Genomic DNA, 21,954 nt, shown 5'->3' on the forward strand with positions numbered 1-21,954 from the left:
GGGGCCACGGCACACTGGCCCCATGAGCACCCCGAAGGCCAAGGGCGGCATGGGCACCCCGGCGACCGTCGCCGCCGCCAAGGCGAAGATCGAGTTCACCCTGCACCCCTACGAGGTGGACCCGGACGCCGAGTCGTACGGGGAGGCCGCCGCCGAGGCCCTCGGCATCTCCCCCGACCGGATCTTCAAGACGCTGCTCGCCGAGGTGGACGGGCGGCTCACGGTCGGGGTCGTCCCGGTGTCGGCCACCCTCGACCTGAAGGCGCTCGCCGCCGCGGCCGGGGGCAAGAAGGCGCGGATGGCGGAGCCGAAGGACGCCGAGCGCGCCACCGGCTACGTCGTCGGCGGGATCAGCCCGCTCGGCCAGCGCAGGCGGCTGCCGACCGTGGTCGACGAGTCGGCGTCAGGGCTCGCGACCGTCTACGTCTCGGCCGGGCGCCGCGGACTGCAGATCGAGCTCGTCCCCGCCGACCTCGTCCGGCTCACCGGCGCCGCCGTCGCCGCCATCGCCCGCGGGTAGCCGCCGGACGACCAGTTCGAGCAGCCCGTACGCGGCGACCGCGACCACCGCCCAGAACACGAGGACGCCCTTCGCGCGCAGGTCGGCGACGCCCGTCACGGTGTCGCCGTCGTGCGCGCGGCGGACCGCGGCGTCGAAGCCGTCCAGCCCGATGAGGTGGCCGGTCCGCCAGACGAGGACGGCCGCGGCGACGCCGCCGACGGCCAGCCCGAGCAGCAGCGCGAGGTCGTTGCCGCGGCCGCCCGCCAGGTAGGCGGCGCACCCGCAGACCAGCCCGGCGAGCACGGTGATCAGCGCGAACCGGGCGTCGATCCCGATCGGACCCTGACCTTCCGGATCGGCCAGCAATGGCTCACCTTGGACTATTACGTATGTCACCTTGGGGACGGTCTTCGCCCACAGCAGACCCAGCGGCGGACCGAGCAGCGTGACGATGGCGGCGGTGACCGCCCACGTCCGAAGGATCCTCGACGTCAAGAGCCGCCCGGCGGGTCCCCGCACCTCGTACGCTCCTCGATGAAGGTCCTCTGACAGCGAAAGCCTAGCCTGTCCGATTACCGCCCACGATGGCCCCGACCACTGGGATAATGTGTGCCCGACATGTCCGGATTCAGTCCCGCGTTCGAACGCCTCGGCGCCGCGCTGGCGGCCGTCGTCCTGCAGCAGCAGGAGACGCTCGCCGAGTTCCTGCCGCGCGAGGACTGGAGCGCGGACCTCACCGCGCGCACCTACTCCAGCGGCGGCGTCACCGTCCGCGTGTCCCTCCTCGGCAGCTACGCCGCCCGCGAGCGCACCTGGCTGTGGGGCTGGGCGAACCCCCAGTTCGGCGACGCGCATCCCGCGGTCGCGCCGACCCTCGTCATCCGGACGATCGGCGAGCGCCTCGGCGTCGCCGAGTTCACCACGCCCGAGGTCGACCTGTCCTGGTACGAGGGTCCCGCCGGGCACGGCGGCGAGCTGATCGCGATGGCCGCGGGCGGCGTCCTCGGCGGCGCCGGCTACATCGGCGCCGGCTACGACGGCGGCTCCGCCTACCTGCACGTCGACGACCCGCAGGCCCCGCCCGCCCAGTGGGACCCGGTGCCCCTCCCCCGGCTCCTCGCCAACGCGGCCAGCCTGTTCCCGCACGAGCCGCGGCTGACGCTCGCCGGGCTGCTGTCCCGGCACCGCGTCCCCTACCGCCAGACCGACCTGGTCACCGAGGCCCACCTCCCCGGCGGCGGCACCGCCCGCGCCCGCTTCGACGGCCTAGGCCGCTTCGTCGACTGGACCTCCGAACTCGAACTCCAGAAGGTCCACGCTCCGTGAGCCCAGGGGGGGGCGACCCCCTGGAACCCCCGTTGGTCGCGAGGGGCCGTTTCCCGAACGCGGTCGCTCTCGGGAAACGGCCCCTCGCTCCGCGGTTCGTGCGGCCTCCGGCGCTGGGGCGCCTCCGGCCGCACGAACCGTGACCCCGGCTCAGGTTTTCCTCGTTCAGCCCGTGGCTAGCCCAGGCAGGATGGGCCTAGGAGTTGTTTCAGGTCGCCCATCAGGGCGGGGGACGGGGCTACGCGGAGGCGGTCGTCCAGGCGGATGACCGTGGTGCGGGGGCCGTTCTGGACGTGCAAGTGCACCTCCGCCGTGCCCGGGTGGGTGACCAGGACCTCCTTCAGCCGCGACACCGTGGGGGGCGTGCAGCGGCCGAGCGGCATCGTGACCGAGAGCGGGCCGGTCGCGTCGGTGATCGTGAGGTCGGGCTGGACGACCTCCATCGCGATGATCTTGGCGACGTCCTCGCGGCGGTCGAGCTTGCCCTTGACGACGAGGATCGCGTCCTCGGCGAGCAGCGTCGAGCAGAGCTGGTAGGCGGACGGGAAGCACAGCACCTCGATGGCCCCGCCGAGGTCCTCCAGCTGGAACATCGCCCACGAGTTGCCCTGCTTGGTGACCTTGCGCTGGAGCCCGGACAGCAGGCCCGCGACGATGACGATCTGCCCGTCCGGCCGCTCGCCCTGGTTGAGGGCGGCGACCGAGCAGTCGGCCTCGCGCTCCAGGATGTGCTCGACGCCGAGCAGCGGGTGGTCGGACACGTACAGGCCGAGCATCTCCCGCTCGAACGCGAGGAGGGTGGTCTTGTCCCACTCCTCGCCCTCGGGGATCGCGACGGCGAACGCGTCCTCGCCGCCGTCCTCCTCCAGCGCGCCGAACAGGGAGTCCTGCCCGACGGCCTCCTTGCGCTTGATGTCGATGACCGAGTCGATCGCCTGCTCGTGCACCATCAGCAGCGCCTTGCGCTGGTGGCCGAGCTCGTCGAACGCGCCCGCCTTGATCAGCGACTCCACGACCCGCTTGTTGCAGACGATCGGCGGGACCTTGTTGAGGAAGTCGTTGAAGTCGGTGTAGGCGCCCTTCTCCTTGCGGGCGGCGACGATGCCGTCCACGACGTTGGTGCCGACGTTGCGGACGGCCGACAGCCCGAACCTGATCTCGGTGTCGCCCAGCGGGGTGAAGTCGGCCTCGGACGTGTTGACGTCCGGCGGCAGGACCTTCAGCCCCATCCGGCGGCACTCCGACAGGTAGAGGGCGCTCTTGTCCTTGTCGTCGCCGACGGACGTGAGCAGCGCCGCCATGTACTCGGCCGGGTAGTTCGCCTTGAGGTAGGCCGTCCAGTAGGAGACGAGGCCGTACGCGGCGGAGTGCGCCTTGTTGAAGGCGTAGTCGGAGAACGGGACGAGGATGTCCCACAGCGTCTTCACGGCCTCCTTGGAGAAGCCGTTGTCGAGCATGCCCTGCTCGAAGCCGACGAACTGGGCGTCCAGCTCCGCCTTCTTCTTCTTGCCCATGACGCGGCGGAGCAGGTCCGCTTTGCCGAGCGTGTAGCCCGCCACCTTCTGCGCGATCGCCATCACCTGCTCCTGATAGACGATCAGGCCGTAGGTGGTGTCGAGGATCTCCCTGAGCGGCTCCTCCAGCTCCGGGTGGATCGGGGTGATCTCCTGCTGGCCGTTCTTGCGGAGCGCGTAGTTGGTGTGGGAGTTCGCGCCCATCGGGCCGGGCCGGTACAGGGCGCCGACGGCGGAGATGTCCTCGAAGTTGTCGGGCTTCATCAGCCGCAGCAGCGACCGCATCGGACCGCCGTCGAACTGGAACACGCCGAGGGTGTCGCCGCGGGCGAGCAGGTCGTAGGTGGGCTTGTCGTCCAGTTCGAGGGCGAGCAGGTCGACCTCGGTCCCCTTGTTGCGGCGGATCCCGGTGAGCGCGTCGTCGATGATCGTCAGGTTGCGCAGCCCGAGGAAGTCCATCTTGAGCAGGCCGAGCGTCTCGCAGGTCGGGTAGTCGAACTGCGTGATGATCGCGCCGTCGGCGTCCCGGCGCATGATCGGGACGTGGTCGGTGATCGTCTCCCCGGACATGATCACCCCGGCGGCGTGCACGCCGGTCTGCCGGATCAGCCCCTCCAGGCCCTGTGCCAGATCCATGATCTGCTTGACGTCGGGCTCTTCCTCGTACAGCTTGCGCAGCTCGCCCGCCTCGCCGTGGCGCGGGTGCTTGTCGTCGAAGATGCCGGAAAGCGGGATGTCCTTGCCCATGACGGCGGGCGGGAACGCCTTGGAGATCCGGTCGCCGAGCGCGTAGGGGAAGCCGAGGACGCGGCCCGCGTCCTTGATGGCGGCCTTCGCCTTGATCGTGCCGAACGTGGCGATGAACGAGACCTTGTCGGCGCCCCACTTCTCCGTCGTGTACCGGATGACCTCGGCCCGCCGGTCTTCAGGGAAGTCGATGTCGATGTCGGGCATGGACGCGCGCTCGGGGTTCAGGAACCGCTCGAAGATCAGCCCGTGCGGGATGGGGTCGAGGTCGGTGATGCCCATCGCGTACGCGACCAGCGACCCGGCGGCGCTGCCTCGGCCGGGGCCGACGAGGATGCCGTTCTCCTTGGCCCACATGATGAAGTCGGCGACGACGAGGAAGTACGACGGGTACCCCTTGCCGAGGATGACGCCCATCTCGTACTCGGCCTGCTCCTTGTAGCCCTCGGGCAGGCCGTCCGGGAAGCGGCGCTCCAGGCCCTTCCAGACCTCCTTGCGGAACCAGCTCTCCTCCGTCTCGCCCTCGGGGACGGGGAAGCGGGGGCTGAGGTCCTGGTACTCGAACATGCCCTCGGGCTCGACGCGCTCCGCGATCAGCAGCGTGTTCCGGCAGCCCTCGGCCCAGATGTCGGACGAGTCGATGGCGCGCATCTCGTCGGCCGTCTTGAGGTAGTAGCCGGACCCGTCGAACCGGAACCGGTCGGGGTCGGCGAGCTGCTTGCCGACCTGGACGCACAGGAGCGCGTCGTGCGCGGTCGCCTCCGACTCGTGCGTGTAGTGCGAGTCGTTCGTGACCACCGGCGGGATGTTCAGCCGCTTGCTGATCTCGATCAGGCCGTCGCGGACGCGGCGCTCGATGTCGAGGCCGTGGTCCATCAGCTCAAGGAAGTAGTTCTCCTTGCCGAGGATGTCCTGGAAGTTCGCGGCCGCCTTGAGCGCCTCGTCGAACTGGCCGAGCCGCAGCCGCGTCTGCACCTTCCCGGACGGGCACCCGGTCGTCGCCATGATCCCGTCGGCGTGCTCGGCGAGGAGCTCCTCGTCCATGCGCGCGTACTTGAAGACGAAGCCCTCGGTGTAGGCGCGGCTGGACAGCTTGAACAGGTTGTGCAGGCCCTTGGCGTTGCGCGCCCACAGCGTCATGTGGTTGATCAGGCCGCCGCCGGAGACGTCGTCGCGCTTCTGGCTCGGCTCGCCCCACTGGACCTTCTTCTTGTGGTACCGGGACTCGGGCGCCATGTACGCCTCGATCCCGATGATCGGGGTCACCCCGGCCGCCGTCGCCTGCTTGTGGAAGTCGTAGGCGCCGTGCATGTTGCCGTGGTCGGTCATGGCGATCGCCGGCATCTTCTGCCGCCCGACCTCCTCGAACATCTGCTTCAGCCGGGCGGCTCCGTCGAGCATGGAGTACTCCGTATGAACATGCAGATGAACGAAAGAGTCGGCCATGCCTGCTGCGCCTCCTGCTGCTCGCATGCGACCGCGCACGTACCTCGCGGCACGCGGCGCGTATCGGACCGGGGGAAGATCGTCAACCCGGCGGCCGGCCGGACTGACGCGGTGCTGAGAGCCTAACTCTCTTCTTCCGTCCCACGCGCCACGACTCGCCCATTCCGGCGGGCGCTACGGTAGGCCCCGGGCGGGACACCGAGCGTGCGCTTGAAGTGCCGCGACAGGTGCGCCTGGTCGGCGAAGCCGGTGCGGGCCGCGACCTCGGCGGGCCGCAGGCCCTCGTCCAGCAGGTCGCGCGCCGCCCGGACGCGCACCTGGTTCAGGTAGGCGTGCGGCGGCAGCCCGACCGTGTCGCGGAACGCCCGGAGCAGCGGGAACGGGCGGGCGCCGACCGCGTCGGCCAGCTCGTCCAGCGACGGCGGGCCGACCAGGTTCGCGTGCAGGATCTCGCGGGCCTCCCGGACGGCGCGCGGCATGCCCGGCGGGCGGCGCGGGTCGTCGCGGCGGACGTCGCGGGAGTGCCCGGTCAGCAGCCGCGCGAGGGTCGTCCGCAGGAAGGTGGACGCGGCGAGCGCGTCGCCCTTCTCGCCCGCCCGGTGCACGGCGCGCAGCAGGGCGGCGGCGGACGGGTCGTCCAGGACGGCGTCCGGGAACGCGGGCGTGCCCGGCCGGGCGCCGAGGTCGGCGGCCACGGCGGCGACGACGTCCACCGGCGGGTAGATCACCCGGTACGCCCAGCCCTCCGGCGCGCCCGCGCGCCCGTCGTGCAGCACGCCGGGGTTGACGACGACCACCGAGCCGGGCCCGGCCCGCACGACCCCGCCCGGGTGCTCGAACTCCTCCACGCCCGCGTCGATCACGCCGAACACGTAGCCGTCGTGGGTGTGCCGGGCGAACCGGTGGGTGACGTAGCGGGCCCGCAGCAGGTCGACGTCCGGGATAGCCGGATGCCGGAAGAAGTGCGCGGCCTCCCCCGCGCCGGACACGGCGCCCATGCCGGTCATGCTAGCCGGGACGTCTCGGTGAGCGAGACGGCGCCGTCCGGGGTTTGACGCGCGCCCGCCGTCCCGGCATACGATCGGGGCATGGAACGCCGCTACTTCAGGTTTACGCGGCCGGCTCCGGGCGAGCCGGTCCGCACCGCGACCTGAGCGACGACCCCGGAGCCGGCCAAAGAGGCAGAGTCCCCCACGGGCTCTGCCTTTCCTGTTGATCGGAGCGGCCCCGGCACGGACCCCTTGCGCGCGCGGCCGCAGCACGAGAGGGGACCACCCATGCACGACCAGGTCATCGACCCCGCCGGGCACGACGCGCCCGGCCCCGCCTGCGGGCGGCCGGACGAGCTGCGCGTCCCGCTGCCGTCGCCCGCGGAGATCACGACGCTCGGCGCGGCCCGCGCCGCGATCGACGGGCTGGACGCGGCGCTCGCCGTCCTACTGGAGCGCCGGGCCGCCGTCGCGGCGGTCGTCCAGCGGCTGAAGCCGGTCGGCGGGTTCGCGGGCCGCGACCCGGGCCGGGAGCGGGAGATCGTCGCGGCGATGGCGGAGCGCGCCCCGTCCCTCGGCCCGGAGCGGCTCGCCCGGATCATGGCGGCGGTGATCGAGGCCGGGCTGGACGCGGCCGAGTCCCCGTGACGTGCGCGGGACGCCGTCCCGCGCAAGAACGTTCAAGAACGCCCGGCGGCCGTCCGGCTAGCGTCGCGGGCATGGAGGTCACCGAAGCCGAGAAGGCGGCGGCGCCCGCGGAGACCGCGCGGTCGGCCGCCGTCCGGGACGGGCTGGGCGTGGGCATCGCCGTGGGGGTGTCCGGCGTGGCGTTCGGCGCGGCGGCGGTCACGGCCGGGCTCAGCGTCGCGCAGGCGTGCGTGCTGAGCCTGCTCGCGTTCACCGGGGCGTCGCAGTTCGCGCTGGCCGGGGTGATCGGCGGGGGCGGCGGGCTGGTCGCCGGGTCGCTCGGCGCGATGCTGCTCGGCGGCCGCAACGCGCTGTACGGGCTGCGGCTCGCGCGGACGCTCGACGTGCGCGGCTGGCGGCGGCTGCTGACCGCGCAGGTGGTGATCGACGAGACCACCGCCGTCGCGACCGCGCAGCGCGGCCGCGCCGCGGCCCGTGCCGGTTTCTACACCACCGCGATCAGCCTCTACCTGACTTGGAACGTGACGACGCTGGCGGGCGCGGCGGGCGCCGCCCGGCTGGGCGACCCCGACGCGATCGGCCTGGACGTCCTCGGCCCCGCCGTGTTCCTCGCCCTGCTGTGGCCCCGGCTCACCGCCGGGCGGACCGAGGTCCGGGTCGCGGCCGCCGCGGCGGTCATCGCGATCGCCGCGACACCGCTGCTGCCGCCCGGCGTCCCCGTCATGCTCGCCGCCCTCGCCGCGCTCCCCGCTTTGCTGCGCGGGACGGAGAAGTCGTGACCGCGGCGAAGCGAGGATCGCGGCTTCTCCCCCTCGGGTTTCTGGGGGCCGCCCCCCAAAAAGGAATGTCATGAGCGTATGGATCGCGGTCGTCGCTACCGGGCTCGGGTGCTACGCGTTGAAGCTCGCCGGGCTCGTCACGCCGCAGCGCGTCCTGGACGACGCCAGGATGCGCCGGTTCACCGAGCTGGTGCCGGTGGCGCTGCTGACCGCGCTGATCGCCGTCCAGGCGCTCGCGGACGGCCGGACGCTGGAGTTCGACGGGGCGCGCATGGCGGGCCTCGGCGCGGCCGTGGTCGCGCTCCTGCTGCGGGCGCCGTTCCTGCTCGTGCTGGTCATCGCCGCCGGGGTCGCGGCGGGGCTGCGCCTGCTCGGCCTCTGACGCTCAGGACTCGTCCTGGACGATCTCCAGCGCGCGGGCCAGGTCGTCCGGGTACAGGCTCTGGAACTCCACCCACTCGCCCGTGGACGGGTGCTCGAACCCCAGCCGGACGGCGTGCAGCCACTGCCGCCGCAGCCCGAGACGCGCCGCCAGCGTCGGATCGGCCCCGTACGCCAGGTCGCCCACGCACGGATGCCGGATCGCGGACATGTGCACCCGGATCTGGTGCGTGCGCCCCGTCTCCAGGTCGATGTCGAGCAGGGTGGCCGCCCGGAACGCCTCGACCGTGTCGTAGTGCGTGACGGACGGCTTGCCGCCCGCCACCACCGCGAACCGCCCGTCGCCGGACGGGTGCCGGTCGATGGGCGCGTCGACCGTCCCGCGGAACGGGTCGGGATGCCCCTGGACGAGCGCCTGGTAGCGCTTGTCGATGCGCCGCTCCTTGAACGCGCGCTTCAGCCGCGAGTAGGCGACCTCGCTCTTGGCGACGACCATCGCGCCGGTGGTGTTGGCGTCCAGCCGGTGCACGATGCCCTGCCGCTCGGACGCCCCGCTCGTCGCGATCGTGTGCCCGGCGCCGAGCAGCCCGCCGAGGACGGTCGGGCCCGTCCAGCCGGTGGTGGGGTGGGCCGCGACGCCGATCGGCTTGTTCACGACGACGATGTCGTCGTCCTCGTAGAGGATGCCCATGCCGGGGACGGGCTCGGCGACCGGCGCGGGGGGCGCGGGCGGCGGCGGCAGCGTCACCTCGAGCCAGGCGCCCGCGTGCAGCCGCTCGGACTTCGTGACCACGGCGGCGCCGTCCAGCAGGACGTCGCCCGCCGCGATGATGTCGGCGGCGCCGCCGCGCGACAGGCCGAACAGCCGCGCGAGGGCGGCGTCGATCCGCTCGCCCTCCAGGCCGTCCGGGACGGGGAGGCCGCGCACGTCGCCCATCAGGACTTCTCCTCCGACGCCGGCGCGCCGCCGCGCTCGGGCTCGTCCTCGTCTTCCCGCCCCGGCTCCGGGGGGTCGTCGTCGCCGCCGGTGACGCGCGTCCCGTCGACCTGGAGGCCGCGCGCCGCCAGCAGGACGGCCAGCGCGCCGCCGCACACGATCGCCGAGTCGGCCAGGTTGAACACCGGGAAGTCGGGGACCTGGATCCAGTCGACGACGTGCCCTTTCAGCGGGGCGGGGGCGCGCAGCATCCGGTCGATCAGGTTGCCGACCGCGCCGCCGAGCAGCAGGCCGAGGCAGACCGCCCAGGGCAGGCTGCGCAGGTTCCGCGCGGTCCGCAGGATCGCCACGACCACGCCGAACGCGATCAGGGTGAAGACGATCGTGTAGCCGGTGCCGATCGAGAACGCGGCGCCGCTGTTGCGGGTCTCGCGGAGCGTGAGCAGCCCGCCGAGCAGCCGGACCGGCTCCTCGTTCTGCAGCGTCGCCACCACGATCGTCTTGGACGCGATGTCGGCGGCGAGCGCGGCCAGGGCCACGGCGACCAGCACGCCGACGCGGCGCGGCCGAGGAGATCCCGTGGATTCCTCGGCCCCGCCCTCTGGGTTCGTTGAGTCGCTCAGCGGCGTTCCTCGCGTTGTTTGCATGTCACACACAGGGTCGCACGCGGGAAGACCTGGAGGCGCGCCTTGCCGATCGGCTTGGCGCAGGACTCGCAGGTTCCGTACGTGCCGGCGTCCATCCGCTGGACGGCCCGCTCGATCTGGGCGAGCAGGTCCTGGGAATTGTATGACAGTGCCAGCTCGTGCTCGCGCTCGTAGGTCTTGGCGCCCGCGTCGGCCTGGTCGTCCCCGGCCCCGTCGCTCGTGTCGCCCTCGGCGATCTGGTTCGCGGACGCGGCGATCTCGGCGCGCAGGCCCTCGATCTGCTCGCGCAGCGCGGCCCGCACCTCGGCCAGCTCGGCGGGCGTCCACTGGTGCTCGCCCTCGCGGACCGGCAGTTCGGCCGCCGTCACGCGCGGCTCGGCGTCGTTCGCGCGCCGCCCGGCGTCCGGCCTGGCCGCCTTCCCCTCGGCCACGGGCTCGACGTCCACGGGCTCGACGGGCTCCGCGGGCGGCGCGGGCTTGCCAGGGGCGGGCTTCGCGCCCGGTTTGCGCGCTCTCGCGGCCGGTCCCTTCGCGGCCGGTCCCTTCGCGGCGGGCGGCTTGGCCGCCTGTGGCCGCGTCCCCCGGGCGGTCCCGGCTGGTGCCTTCTCGGCGGGCTGTGCGCCCCTCCTCGCGCCGGCCATGTCGGCCTCCCTCGCGCTGGTCGCCTCGACGGGCAGTGCGGGCAGCATAGGTCCCCTTTCTCGGACGCGGCAAACGACCTGGGCCGCGTTACCGCCCGCTTATGCCCGGTCGCCGATCGCCTGGAAACCCAGCGCCGTCGCAGGAGATCGCAAAGGAACGCCACCCGGCCCGCCGCCGCCCCGGGCCGGGGAGGAATCGGGAAGAGAGCGCGTCCCGCGTGCGTTAGAGTCTGGACGAGCAGTCGTATCGGCAGGCCGTGATGGGGACACCTGCCGCCGCACAGCAGCCATGAGCGACCCGGGGACGGTGCGAGCCCGGGGGCGAGCCCGGCGGCCTGATCACCCCGGAGCCGCCGGAGGAACCGCCCCGCAGCGGGCGCAGTAGAACCGGCAGCCGAGGCTGGAACGAAGCGGGCCGTGCCGTGCGGGCGCGGCCAAGGAGGGTGGTACCGCGGGGCCGCTCGGACGCATCCGGGCACGCGCCTCGTCCCTCCGGTCAACGTGTTCGCGTCGATCCGGAGGTCCGCCATCGTGAGCCGAGCGTTTCGGCCCCTGCCCGCGCAGGTCGATCTGCCCGCCCTGGAGCGGGACATGCTGCGCCGCTGGCAGGACAGCAAGATCTTCGAGCGGTCGCTGGAGCGCACCGCGTCCGGCCCCCGGTGGGTGTTCTACGAGGGGCCGCCGACCGCGAACGGCATGCCGGGCGTCCACCACGTCGAGGCCCGCGTGTTCAAGGACGTCTTCCCGCGCTTCAAGACGATGAAGGGGTTCCACGTCCCGCGCAAGGCGGGCTGGGACTGCCACGGCCTGCCCGTCGAGGTCGCCGTGGAGAAGGAGCTCGGGCTCACCGGCAAGAAGGACATCGAGGAGTACGGCGTAGCGGAGTTCAACGCCCGCTGCCGCGAATCCGTCCTGCGCCACGTGGACGCGTTCGAGGAAATGACCGAGCGCATGGGGTACTGGGTCAACACCGAGCAGGCGTACCGGACGATGGACTCCGACTACGTCGAAGCGGTGTGGTGGTCCCTGAAGCAGGTGTTCGACAAGGGCCTGCTGTTCCGCGACTTCCGCATCACGCCCTACTGCCCGCGCTGCGGGACGGGCCTGTCCGACCACGAGCTGGGCCAACCGGGCGGGTACGAGGACGTCACCAGCCCCTCGGTGTACGTGCGCATGCCCGTGACGTCCGGCCCGCTGGCCGAGATGGGCGCGGCGCTGCTCATCTGGACGACGACGCCATGGACGCTGGTGTCCAACACCGCCGTGGCCGTCCACCCCGACGTGACGTACGTGGCCGCCCGTCCGAAGGGGTCGGACGAGGTGCTCGTCGTCGCCGAGCCCCTCCTGGAGCAGGTGCTCGGCGAGGACGCCGAACGCCTCGCCTCCTACCAGGGCGCCGAGCTTGAGCGGACGACCTACCGGCGTCCCTTCGACCTGGTCGACATCCCGGACGCGCACTACGTCGTCCTCGGCGACTACGTCACCGTCGAGGACGGGACGGGCCTCGTCCACCAGGCGCCCGCGTTCGGCGCGGACGACATGACCGTCTGCAAGAACTACGGCATGCCCATCGTCAACCCGATCGGCCCGGACGGACGCTTCCTGCGAGAGGTCCCCCTGGTCGGGAACAAGTTCTTCAAGGACGCCGACGAGCCCCTCACCGACGACCTGCGCGCGCGCGGGCTGCTGTTCCGCGGCGGGCACTTCGAGCACGCCTACCCGCACTGCTGGCGCTGCCACACCCCGCTGCTCTACTACGCGCTCCCCGCCTGGTACATCCGCACCACGCAGATCAAAGAGCGGCTGCTGGAGGAGAACGAGAAGACGAACTGGTTCCCGGAGACGGTCAAGCACGGCCGGTACGGGGAGTGGCTGCGCAACAACGTCGACTGGTCGCTGTCCCGGAGCCGCTACTGGGGCACCCCCCTCCCCCTCTGGGTCTGCGCCGAGGACGAGGAGCACGTCACCTGCGTCGGGTCCCTGAAGGAGCTGGGGGAACTGGCGGGGAGCGACATGTCCTCGCTCGACCCCCACCGCCCCTACGTGGACGACGTGGCGTTCCCCTGCCCGCAGTGCGGCGGGGAGGCGCGGCGCGTGCCCGACGTCATCGACGCCTGGTACGACTCCGGGTCGATGCCGTTCGCGCAGTGGGGCGCCCCCCACCGCAACAACGAGATGTTCGAGGACTCCTACCCCGCCCAGTACATCTGCGAGGCCCAGGACCAGACGCGCGGCTGGTTCTACTCCCTCATGGCGGTCGGGACGCTCGTGTTCGACCGGTCGTCCTACGAGAACGTCGTCTGCCTCGGGCTGATCCTCGCCGAGGACGGCCGCAAGATGAGCAAGCACCTCGGGAACGTCCTGCGGCCCATCCCGCTGATGGACGAGCACGGCGCCGACGCGGTGCGCTGGTTCATGGCCGCGAACGGGCTGCCCTGGGCGTCCCGCCGGGTCGGGCACAACGCGCTGGAGGAGATCGTCCGGAAGGTGCTCCTCACCTACTGGCACACCGCGTCCTTCTTCGTCCTGTACGCCAACGCGGCGCAGGCGCAGGGCCGCGCGTGGACGCCGGACCGGCTCGCCGAGGCGCCCGCCCCCGCCGACCGGCCGCTGCTCGACCGGTGGGCCCTCGCCGAGCTGCACCGGACCGTCCGGGAGGTCGACGCCGCCCTGGAGACCTTCGACACCGCCCGCGCCGGGCGGTTCCTCACCCAGTTCGTCGACGACCTGTCCAACTGGTACGTGCGGCGGTCGCGGCGGCGGTTCTGGGAGGGGCCGGAGAGCCCGGACGGCGCGTCCGCCTTCGCGACCCTCTACACGTGCCTGGAGACGCTGACGCGGCTGATGGCGCCGATCGTGCCGTTCGTCACCGACCACGTGTGGGACGTCATCCGTCCCGAGGACGCCCCAGAGTCGGTGCACCTGACCGAGTGGCCGACCGTCGACGAGAGCCTCCTCGACGACGCGCTGACCGCCCAGATGGCGCTCGTCCGGCGGCTGGTCGAGCTCGGCCGCTCCGCCCGCGCCGCGAGCGGCGTCCGGACGCGCCAGCCCCTCGGCCGCGCCCTCGTCGGCGCCGCCGGCTGGTCCGCGCTGCCCGAGCAGCTGCGCGCGCAGATCTCCGAGGAGCTGAACGTCCTCGGGTTCGAGGAGCTGTCCTCGATCGGCGGCGACCTGGTCGAGTACGAGGTCAAGCCGAACTTCCGGGAGCTCGGCAAGCGCTACGCCAAGGACACCCCGAAGGTCGCCAAGGCGATCTCCGCGGCCGACCCGGCGGAGCTCGTGCACGCGATCCGCGCGGGCTCGGCCGAGGTCGAGGCCGACGGCGTCGGCACGGTCGCCCTGTCGGCGGACGACGTGATCGTCACCGAGCGTCCGCGCAGCGGCTGGGCGGTGGAGAGCGCCGCGGGCGAGACCGTCGCGCTCGACCTCACCGTCACGCCGGAACTCCGCCGGGCGGGGCTGGTGCGGGAGGCGGTCCGGCTCGTCCAGGAGGGCCGCAAGTCCGCCGGGCTGGACGTCACCGACCGCATCGAGCTGTGGTGGGAGGCCACCGGCACCGACCTCGCCGAAGCCCTTCGCGCGCACGGCGGCGAGCTCGCCGCCGAGGTGCTCGCCGCCGGGGTCACCGAGGGACGTCCGGACGGCCTCACCGCCAACCGCGACGAGGAACTGGGCCTCACCTACTACCTCCGGAAGGCCTGACGGCGCGCCGCGCCCTTCCCACCATGCTCCCCCGCCGTACCGGTCCACTCGACCGGTACGGCGGGGGAGATTGTCGCGACACATCGCGTTTGCCATCATTGAGGGGTGAACCTTCCCGAGCAGCCCTCTGACCCCGGAGTCCCCGCGCGGCCGCCGGCCGCCGGCATGCGCGCGTCGGACGCCGACCGGGACCGGGTCGCCGACCGCCTGCGCGAAGCCCTCGCGGAGGGACGCATCACCCCCGAGGAGCACGCCGAGCGCATCGACGCGGTCTACAACGCGAAGACGTACGCCGACCTGGAACCCGTCCTCAGCGACCTCCCGCCGGAGCACGAGGCGCGGCCCCGCGTGGACCTCCGCAAGGCGGAGGAGCCCCTCGCGCCGCCCGCGCCGCAGTCGCCGAACCTCGTGGCGATCTTCAGCGGGGTCGAGCGCAAGGGCCGCTGGCTCGTCGAGCCCACCACCAACATCTCCTGCGTGTTCGGCGGCGCCGACCTCGACTTCCGGCAGGCGGTCCTCAGCCGGAGCGAGGTGTCCGTCAACATCACCTGCGTGTTCGGCGGCGTGAACATGGTGGTGCCGCCCGGCGTCCGCGTCGTCGGGGCGAACACGGTGATCTTCGGCGGCAACGACCTGCCCGAGGACGACATCGCCGACCCGGACGCCCCCGTCATCCGCATCACCGGGACGGTCCTGTTCGGCGGCGTCAGCGTCACCCGCCGCGCGATCGGCGACAAGAAGCGCCGCCGCGACCGGCACCACGAGATCCACCAACTCCACCGCGAACACCACCAGGAGCTGCGGGAACGGCGGCGCGAGCTGCGCGAGGACATCCGCGAACGCCGCGACGAGCGCCGAGACCGCCTCCGCGAACTACGCCGCGAGCGCAGAGGCTGAGGTGTGTTTGCCCAGGGGGGCGACCCCTGGAACTCCCGTCACGAGCGAGGGCCACCCGCAGGAACCCAAGCCCCCCCGGCAGGAACCCAAGCCGGGGCCACGGGTCGGGCGACCGGAGGCCGCCAAGGCCGGAGGTCGCCCGACCCGCCGAGCGAGGGGCCGTTTCCCGAGAGCGAACGCGTTCGGGAAACGGCCCCTCGCGAGCAACGGGGGTTCCAGGGGGTCGCCCCCCTGGGCAAACACAGCTCAGTCGCGGGCGCGTTCGCGGTCGGGCTGGCAGACCAGGCAGGGCGTGCAACCGCGGGACTTGGCCTCCGCGCGGGACAGCGACTCCAGGTCGTCTGCCTCGTCGCCGATGTCCTCGATGAGGGCGCAGTCGGTGCGGTGGTAGCGCTTGGTGCCGCTCAGGATGCGGACCTGGAGGTCGTCGCCCTCGGACTCGGCCGGGGCGGCGTCGGCGTCGGCATCGGTCTGGGCGCCCTCGTGCGGGACGTCCGCGTCGCCGGAGTCACGCGGCTGCGGGGCCGCGGGCTCGACCGGCGCTTCGGCGGCCGTCTCGGGCTCCGGCTCGGCGGGCGTGGAGGTCTCCGCGGCGGGCTCGGCCGGCGGCGCCGGTTCGGCCTCGGCGGCCGGTTCCGGGGCGGAGTCTTCCTCCGGCTCGGGCGCGGCGGGTTCGGGCCGCTCCGCGGGCCTCGGGGCCTCCTCGGCGGGGGCGAGGCTCGCGACCGGAAGGTCGGTGAGGGTCGGGTTCGCCGGAGCGCGCGGCGGCTCCGGCTCGGCGGGGCGCTCCGCGCGCGGGAGTTCGGCCGTCGTGTCGAACGCGGTCGGCGCGGCGTGCGGAGAGGGCGGGGAGGGCGGCTGCTTCGCCAGGCCCACGAGGCCGCCGTCGGAGCGTGCCGTGCCGGGCTTCGGAGAAGGGGTCCTGTCCCCCGCCGCCCCGCTCGCGTCCGAAGACGCGGGTGCCGACGCCGCGGCGCGCGCCGCCAATGCGGTGTCGGGCAGGCAGGCGGTACAGGGGCTGAACCCCTCCTCCTTGGCCTCGGCGTAGGTGAGCTCCTCGGTCTCGCGTCCGGCGAGCTGGCGGCAGGTGTCGAGGTGGTAGCGCTTGCGCCCGCGTACGACGAACACCAGCGCGTCGTCGGGGACGTCGGCCGGCGGGGCGGGGATCTCCACCGCGTCGTCCGGGTCGGCCGCCGGGCCCCTGGCGTCGGGGACGCCCCGCGCGTTCGCCGCCGCGGCGGGCGGCACGGCCTTCCCGCCCTTGGCCCGCTTGGGCTTGTCGGCCTTGCGCGCCTTGCGGGAGGGCTGCGTGACCGCGCCCGTCCCGAAGAGCTCCTTGCGCCGCAGGAACACCCCGATGGTCAGGCACAGCGCGGACACGATGCTCACGGCGATCGATATGTAGATCACCACGAGCGCGTCGAGCCCGAACACCTGTGCGCTGTCTCCGTTGCCCGCGACGATCCCCGCCACCAGCAGGGCGATCGCCACGACCACTAGGACGCCACTCAGGATGATCACAGGGTCTCTCCCACTCGTTCAGGCCGCCCGGCCGCCCAGCCGACCGGCCCCGGCCGCCTTCCCGCGCCGCGCGGACGGCGGGCACGCCGTCCGCGGCGATCGGGACACACTACCGTCCGGACGCGGGCGTCAGCGCCTCTCGTGCGGCGGGTTGTCACCGCCGCCGCTGTGGAAGGCGCCGGTGGCCGAGTGCTGCACCTGCTGGGCGGCGTGCTCGGCCGGCGGCGGGAACGCGCCGGGCGCGGACGGGGCCGCCGCGCCCGCCGTGGCGGGACGGTTCTCGCCGTGCGGGAGGGCCTGCGGGCCGGTCTGCGGGGCGGTCTGCTGCGCCGGGGCGGGGGCCGCGCCGGGGACGGCGGCGAACGCGCCCGTCTCGGTGCTGCCCGCCTCCAGGTCGCGGAGCTGGCCCTCCAGGTAGACCTTCAGGCGGCTGCGGTACTCGCGCTCGAACGCGCGCAGGTTGTCGACCTCGCGTTCGAGCTCCTCGCGCTGCTGCACGAGCGAGCCCATCACCTGGCGGTGCCGCTCCTGCGCGTCGCGGTCGAGGGCCTCGGCGCGGGACCGGGCCTCGCTGACGATCTGGTCGGCCTGCCGGCGGGCCTTGCCGAGGATCTCCTCGGCCTCGCGGCGGGCGCGGCCGAGCGTCTCGTCGGCCTCCCGGCGGGCGTCCGCGATCGCCTGGTCGGCGGTCTGCTGCGCGAGCGCGAGGACGCGGGCCGCGGTGTCCATGTTGTCCTCGCCGGTGGGCGCGGAGGCCATGCCGAGGCCGCCGAGCACGGGCTCCGGCTCGGGCTGCGGCTGCGGCTCGGGGCGCGGCGGCTCGGGGATCTTCTGGACGTCCGGCTTCGGCTCGACGATCGGGGCGGCCATGGCGGGAACCTTGCCGCGCAGGCACTCGGCGAGCTTGGCCCGCAGTTCCTCGTTCTCCTGGATGAGGCGGTCCAGCTCGGCCTCGACCTCGTCGAGGAAGGCGTCCACCTCCTCCTCGTCGTACCCCGGCCTCAGTCGGGTGGTACTGAACTGCTTGTTCCGCACGTCGGCGGGTGTCAGCGGCATGTTCGTCTCCTTGGCGCGCTTGGAGTCTGTCCGGAAGGACGGTATCCGATCAGAGCCTCTGCACGAAGATGATCAAGACCCAGACCACAAGGATGAGCACGGTGAAGCTGAGGTCCAGCGCCACGTTACCCAGTCGTATGGGCGGGATGAAGCGCCTGAGGAATTTAAGCGGCGGATCGGTGACCGTATATGTCGCTTCCGCGATCACCAGCACCACGCCGCTCGGCTTCCACTGCCGGGCGAACGACTGCAGGACCTCCAGGATCAACCTCCCGATGAGGAACAGGAGGAAGAAGTACAGGATCACCTGCAGCACGGTTCCAACGATGTTCACGGGTACTCTCGCATGTGGCTCTCAGCTCTGGTTGAAGAACCCTCGTTCCGCCATCCGGGCCTTGTCCTCCGCGGTCACCTCCACGTTCGCGGGCGACAGCAGGAACACCTTGTTCGTAACACGCTCGATGCTCCCATGGAGCCCGAACACGAGACCCGCCGCGAAGTCGACCAGACGCTTGGCGTCGCTGTCGACCATCTCGGTCAGGTTCATGATCACGGGCGTGCCCTCCCGGAAGTGCTCGCCGATGGTCCTCGCCTCGTTGTAGGTCCTTGGATGCAGCGTAGTGATGCGCGCAAGGTCGGTGGTACCGGACTCGTACAGCGCGACGGAGCGTCGCTCGATGGTGGACGTGGAGTGATGGTCGCGATCGCGGTCCGCGGTCTCGTCCGCTCGGGTAAGCTGACCGCCGGATTCGTCCTCGCGACGACGGCCCTGACCGGTGTCGGGCTCTTCGTCGTAGACCTCGTACTCGTCGTAGTCGCCGTACTTCTCGTCGTACCGGTCGTCCTCCACAAGGCCGAGGTACACCGCCATCTTGCGCATCGCGCTGGCCATACGCCCCTCCAGGTCCTGTGGTGGCGGCTTCGGGCGCGTCCGGCGCCGCCGGTGGACTGTCCGTCGTGGCGGCCCGCGTCAGGGCAGGTACCACTCGGGGGACATTACCTGACGATTGCCCGTCGGCCGCCGAGCAACGCCGTACCGACCCGCAGGTGTGTCGCGCCGCACGCGATCGCCTGTTCCAGATCGCCGCTCATACCCGCAGAGACGATCCGGGCGTCCGGATGGTTCCGCCGGATCTCCGCCGCGACCTCGGCGAGCCGGGTGAAGGCGGGCCGCGGGTCGGCGCCGAGCGGGGCGACGGCCATCACGCCGCCGAGTTCCAGCGCGTCCGCGGCCGCGATCTCGTCGGCGAGGCCGGGCGCCGCGTCCGGCGCGGCGCCGCCGCGGCCCTCCGCCGCCTCGGCCGGATCGAGCGAGACCTGCACGAGGCACCGGATGGCGCGCCCGTCGCGGGCGGCGGCGTCGGACAGGGCGCGGACGAGCCTGGAGCGGTCCACCGAGTGGACCACGTCGGCGTACCCGGCGACGGCGCGCGCCTTGTTCGTCTGGAGCCGTCCGACGAAATGCCAGGTGAGCGGGAGGTCGGCGCATTCGGCGGCCTTCGGGCGGGCCTCCTGGTCGCGGTTCTCGCCGACCTCCGTCACGCCGAGCGCGGCGAGCAGCCGCACGTCGGACGCCGGGAACGTCTTGGTGACCGCGATCAGCGTGAGCTCGGCGGCGTCGCGGCCGGCAGCGGCGCAGGCGGCGCCGATCCGGGCGCGGAGGGCGGCGAGGGCGTCCGCCAGCTCCGCCCGGCGCTCGTCCGGGGTGCGGGGAGCGGTCATCCGTTGAGCCAGACGAATCCGGCGAAGCGGCCGGTGCGGCCCTCGCGACGGTAGGAGAAGAGGCCCCGGTCCTCGATGGTGCAGCGCGGGTCGACGCGCACCTCGGCCACGCCCCCGGCGGTGAGCTGCTCGGCGACGCCCGCGCGGATGTCGAGGCCCGGCGTGCCCTTGGACGTCGTCGAGTACGCGGCGGGGACGGCGGCGGCGACCTCGTCCCGCATCCCGGCGGGCACCTCGTAGCAGGCGCCGCACGCGGCGGGGCCGATCGCGGCGATGGTCCGCGCGGGGTCGGCGCCGTGCTCGACCATGGCCTTGAGCAGGGCGGGGACGACCCCGGCCGCCGTTCCAGGGCGGCCGGAGTGCGCGGCGCCGACGACCCCGGCGGCGGGGTCGGCGAGCAGGACGGGCGCGCAGTCGGCGACGAGGACGGCGAGGACGAGCCCCGGCACGGTCGTCACGACGGCGTCGACGGGGCCCGGAAGGTCGGGGGACGTCGCGAACGCGACGTCGGTGCCGTGCACCTGCCGCATGAAGACGGTGCGCAGGGGGTCGGCGCCGAGCAGCGCGGCGGCGCGGCGCCGGTTCTCCCGGACGGCCGCGGGGTCGTCGCCGACCGCGCCGCCCAGGTTGAGCGAGTCGTAGGGGGCGGTGCTCACGCCGCCGGCGCGGCCGGTGAAGGCGGCGCCGGCGCCGTCGCCCAGGGCGACGGCGGTGATCACTTCAGGAAGTCGGGGACGTCGAGGTCGTCGTCCTCGTCGAACACCACGGGACGGCGGCGCTGCCCGGAGGCGGCGGGCCCGCCGTCGTTCTCGCCCGCGTGCACGCGGGACGGGGACTGCTCGGACGCGGCGCGCGGCGCGGGGGCGCGCGAGCCGGAGTCGCCGCCGGGACCGGCGGAGTCGCCGGACGGGCCGGGCTGCGGCCCCGCGCCCTCCGGACGTGCGGATTCGTCGCGCCCGGCGGGCCGGTCGCCCTTGCCGTGCGCGGGGCCCGGCGCGGACGGCGGCGGCGCGCTCTCGGGACGCGGCGGCGGCGCGGGCGCGGTGGGCTGCGGCGCCGCGGCGGCCTGCGCGACCGACTGGTGCGGCGGCTGCTGCGAGACGGTCTGGTGCGCGCCGGAGTCGGACCGCCCGACCCGGCTCGGGATCGGGTTGGACGGCGCGCCCGTCCCGGCGGACGACGGCGCCGGGCGCGGTGGCGGCGGCAGCCGCTTGGCCTCCGGTTCGGGGGTGGGCTTGGCGGGGCGCCCCTCGTCGAACCCGGCCGCGATCACGGTGACCCGGACCTCGTCGCCGAGCGCGTCGTCGATGACCGCGCCGAAGATGATGTTGGCGTCCGGCGCCGCCGCGTTCGAGACGAGCTGCGCGGCCTCGTTGATCTCGAACAGGCCGAGGTCGGAGCCGCCGGAGATGGACAGCAGCACGCCGTGCGCGCCGTCGATGCTCGCCTCCAGCAGCGGGCTGGAGATCGCCATCTCGGCGGCGGCGACCGAGCGGTCGTCGCCGCGCGCGGAGCCGATGCCCATGAGGGCCGATCCGGCGCCGGACATGACGGACTTGACGTCGGCGAAGTCGAGGTTGATCAGGCCCGGCGTGGTGATCAGGTCGGTAATGCCCTGGACACCGGAGAGGAGCACCTGGTCGGCGGCCTTGAAGGCGTCCAGCACGCTGACCTGCCGGTCGGAGATCGACAGCAGCCGGTCGTTCGGGATGACGATGAGGGTGTCGACCTCGTCGCGCAGGGTCTCTATGCCGGCCTCGGCCTGCATGGCGCGGCGCTTGCCCTCGAAGCTGAACGGGCGGGTGACCACGCCGATCGTGAGGGCGCCGAGCGAGCGCGCGATGTTGGCGACCACGGGCGCGCCGCCGGTGCCGGTGCCGCCGCCCTCCCCCGCGGTGACGAAGACCATGTCGGCGCCCTTGAGCACCTCTTCGATCTCCTCGCGGTGGTCTTCGGCGGCCTTGCGGCCGACGTCGGGGTTCGCCCCCGCGCCGAGGCCGCGGGTGAGCTCGCGGCCCACGTCCAGTTTCACGTCGGCGTCACTCATCAGCAGCGCCTGGGCGTCCGTGTTGATCGCGATGAACTCGACGCCCTTGAGTCCCTCTTCGATCATCCGGTTGACGGCGTTGACGCCGCCGCCGCCGATGCCGACGACCTTGATGACCGCGAGGTAATTCTGCGGTGCTGCCACGACGAGGGGCCTTTCCGCTCTCTCCGACCGCCCTGCCCGGTCTGCCGACCGTGCCGCCGCGGTGTTTCCTGACCTGTGTGCACTTCTGGGCCGCGCCCGGAGCGTGACCCGGTCGCGACGACCGGTCCCTCCCCGAACCCTCACCCTCAACTTGAGGCTTACAGTTATGTCAACCTGAGGACTGATACGGACAGTAGGGCGGCCTTACCGCCAGGGTCAACTAACCTCCCCCGAACTCCACCGGCGTGTCGCACTGGACACGGGTTTGCCCTGGTTGTCGAACCCTGCCCGGGCGTTCCCGCACC

At 73.0% G+C, this 21,954-nt stretch carries 20 protein-coding genes; 7 read left to right on the top strand and 13 right to left on the bottom strand.

Translation table 11 applies throughout. The annotated features are described in order from the left end of the window. Positions 1–22 precede the first annotated feature (22 nt). A complete protein-coding gene (gene ybaK, locus FXF68_RS19180) occupies positions 23–520 on the top strand; it encodes a Cys-tRNA(Pro) deacylase (RefSeq protein WP_148761153.1) in 498 nt (165 codons plus the stop codon). Here ybaK and FXF68_RS19185 read toward each other — a convergent pair. Beyond that, positions 404–1,021 carry a hypothetical protein gene (locus tag FXF68_RS19185; protein WP_246178804.1) on the bottom strand — a complete coding sequence of 206 codons (618 nt, stop codon included), beginning with the start codon at positions 1,019–1,021 and terminating at the stop codon, positions 404–406. The genes ybaK and FXF68_RS19185 overlap by 117 nt on opposite strands. 99 nt (positions 1,022–1,120) lie before the next feature. Here FXF68_RS19185 and FXF68_RS19190 point away from each other — a divergent pair, with 99 nt between their 5' ends. Continuing rightward, positions 1,121–1,828, top strand: coding sequence for a DUF6882 domain-containing protein (locus FXF68_RS19190; protein ID WP_148761155.1), 708 nt, complete (start codon positions 1,121–1,123; stop codon positions 1,826–1,828). 176 nt (positions 1,829–2,004) lie between these two features. Here FXF68_RS19190 and dnaE read toward each other — a convergent pair whose 3' ends face one another. Together dnaE and FXF68_RS19200 are read right to left on the bottom strand one after the other, a co-directional pair. Then, complete coding sequence (dnaE, locus tag FXF68_RS19195; RefSeq protein ID WP_148761157.1) at positions 2,005–5,535, bottom strand: DNA polymerase III subunit alpha; 3,531 nt, start codon at positions 5,533–5,535, stop codon at positions 2,005–2,007. Between the two features lie 122 nt (positions 5,536–5,657). Then, positions 5,658–6,533 (bottom strand): AraC family transcriptional regulator, encoded by an 876-nt coding sequence (locus FXF68_RS19200; protein WP_148761159.1) that lies wholly within the window; start codon positions 6,531–6,533, stop codon positions 5,658–5,660. A 279-nt stretch (positions 6,534–6,812) separates the two neighbouring features. On the opposite strand from FXF68_RS19200, the gene FXF68_RS19205 reads away from it, so the two are divergent. The 3 genes from FXF68_RS19205 to FXF68_RS19215 all read left to right on the top strand — a co-directional run bounded on the left by FXF68_RS19205 (position 6,813) and on the right by FXF68_RS19215 (position 8,333). After that, the gene (locus FXF68_RS19205; RefSeq protein WP_148761161.1) at positions 6,813–7,172 is read left to right on the top strand and encodes a chorismate mutase; all 360 of its coding nucleotides are present in this window, start codon (positions 6,813–6,815) and stop codon (positions 7,170–7,172) included. A 71-nt stretch (positions 7,173–7,243) separates the two neighbouring features. After that, positions 7,244–7,951 (top strand): AzlC family ABC transporter permease, encoded by a 708-nt coding sequence (locus FXF68_RS19210; RefSeq protein ID WP_148761163.1) that lies wholly within the window; start codon positions 7,244–7,246, stop codon positions 7,949–7,951. Positions 7,952–8,021: 70 nt separating this feature from the next. Then, positions 8,022–8,333, top strand: coding sequence for an AzlD domain-containing protein (locus FXF68_RS19215; RefSeq protein WP_148353216.1), 312 nt, complete (start codon positions 8,022–8,024; stop codon positions 8,331–8,333). 3 nt (positions 8,334–8,336) lie between these two features. Here FXF68_RS19215 and FXF68_RS19220 read toward each other — a convergent pair whose 3' ends face one another. The 3 genes from FXF68_RS19220 to FXF68_RS43945 all read right to left on the bottom strand — a co-directional run bounded on the left by FXF68_RS19220 (position 8,337) and on the right by FXF68_RS43945 (position 10,284). Next, positions 8,337–9,269, bottom strand: a complete 933-nt coding sequence (locus FXF68_RS19220; RefSeq protein WP_148761165.1) for an RluA family pseudouridine synthase — start codon at positions 9,267–9,269, stop codon at positions 8,337–8,339. Then, positions 9,269–9,820: a signal peptidase II gene (gene lspA / locus FXF68_RS19225; protein WP_246178805.1), complete on the bottom strand. Its 552-nt coding sequence runs from the start codon at positions 9,818–9,820 to the stop codon at positions 9,269–9,271. The genes FXF68_RS19220 and lspA overlap by 1 nt, the downstream gene beginning before the upstream one ends. A 68-nt stretch (positions 9,821–9,888) precedes the next feature. Beyond that, the gene (locus FXF68_RS43945; RefSeq protein ID WP_246178869.1) at positions 9,889–10,284 is read right to left on the bottom strand and encodes a TraR/DksA family transcriptional regulator; all 396 of its coding nucleotides are present in this window, start codon (positions 10,282–10,284) and stop codon (positions 9,889–9,891) included. An 804-nt stretch (positions 10,285–11,088) separates the two neighbouring features. On the opposite strand from FXF68_RS43945, the gene ileS reads away from it, so the two are divergent. Both ileS and FXF68_RS19240 read left to right on the top strand, forming a co-directional pair. Then, complete coding sequence (gene ileS, locus FXF68_RS19235; protein WP_148761171.1) at positions 11,089–14,262, top strand: isoleucine--tRNA ligase; 3,174 nt, start codon at positions 11,089–11,091, stop codon at positions 14,260–14,262. A 105-nt stretch (positions 14,263–14,367) separates the two neighbouring features. Further along, complete coding sequence (locus tag FXF68_RS19240; protein ID WP_342787145.1) at positions 14,368–15,159, top strand: DUF1707 SHOCT-like domain-containing protein; 792 nt, start codon at positions 14,368–14,370, stop codon at positions 15,157–15,159. A gap of 246 nt (positions 15,160–15,405) precedes the next feature. Here FXF68_RS19240 and FXF68_RS19245 read toward each other — a convergent pair whose 3' ends face one another. The 7 genes from FXF68_RS19245 to ftsZ form a co-directional block, all read right to left on the bottom strand. Beyond that, on the bottom strand, positions 15,406–16,680 hold the full coding sequence (locus FXF68_RS19245) for a hypothetical protein (protein ID WP_148761173.1): 1,275 nt from the start codon (positions 16,678–16,680) through the stop codon (positions 15,406–15,408). A 129-nt stretch (positions 16,681–16,809) separates the two neighbouring features. Further along, complete coding sequence (locus tag FXF68_RS19250; protein WP_148353210.1) at positions 16,810–17,736, bottom strand: DivIVA domain-containing protein; 927 nt, start codon at positions 17,734–17,736, stop codon at positions 16,810–16,812. A 49-nt stretch (positions 17,737–17,785) separates the two neighbouring features. Further along, entirely contained in the window at positions 17,786–18,070 is a 285-nt protein-coding gene (locus tag FXF68_RS19255; protein ID WP_148761175.1) for a YggT family protein, read from the bottom strand. A gap of 21 nt (positions 18,071–18,091) precedes the next feature. Beyond that, positions 18,092–18,628, bottom strand: a complete 537-nt coding sequence (locus FXF68_RS19260) for a cell division protein SepF (RefSeq protein WP_067885219.1) — start codon at positions 18,626–18,628, stop codon at positions 18,092–18,094. Positions 18,629–18,732: 104 nt separating this feature from the next. Next, a complete protein-coding gene (locus tag FXF68_RS19265; RefSeq protein WP_148761177.1) occupies positions 18,733–19,458 on the bottom strand; it encodes a YggS family pyridoxal phosphate-dependent enzyme in 726 nt (241 codons plus the stop codon). Further along, positions 19,455–20,177, bottom strand: a complete 723-nt coding sequence (gene pgeF, locus FXF68_RS19270) for a peptidoglycan editing factor PgeF (protein ID WP_148761180.1) — start codon at positions 20,175–20,177, stop codon at positions 19,455–19,457. Before pgeF ends, FXF68_RS19265 begins: the two co-directional genes overlap by 4 nt. Then, complete coding sequence (gene ftsZ / locus FXF68_RS19275) at positions 20,174–21,649, bottom strand: cell division protein FtsZ (RefSeq protein ID WP_148761182.1); 1,476 nt, start codon at positions 21,647–21,649, stop codon at positions 20,174–20,176. The genes pgeF and ftsZ overlap by 4 nt, the downstream gene beginning before the upstream one ends. Between the last annotated feature and the right edge of the window lie 305 nt (positions 21,650–21,954).

It is taken from the genome of Actinomadura decatromicini (genome assembly GCF_008121305.1).
Lineage (GTDB): Bacteria > Actinomycetota > Actinomycetes > Streptosporangiales > Streptosporangiaceae > Spirillospora > Spirillospora syzygii.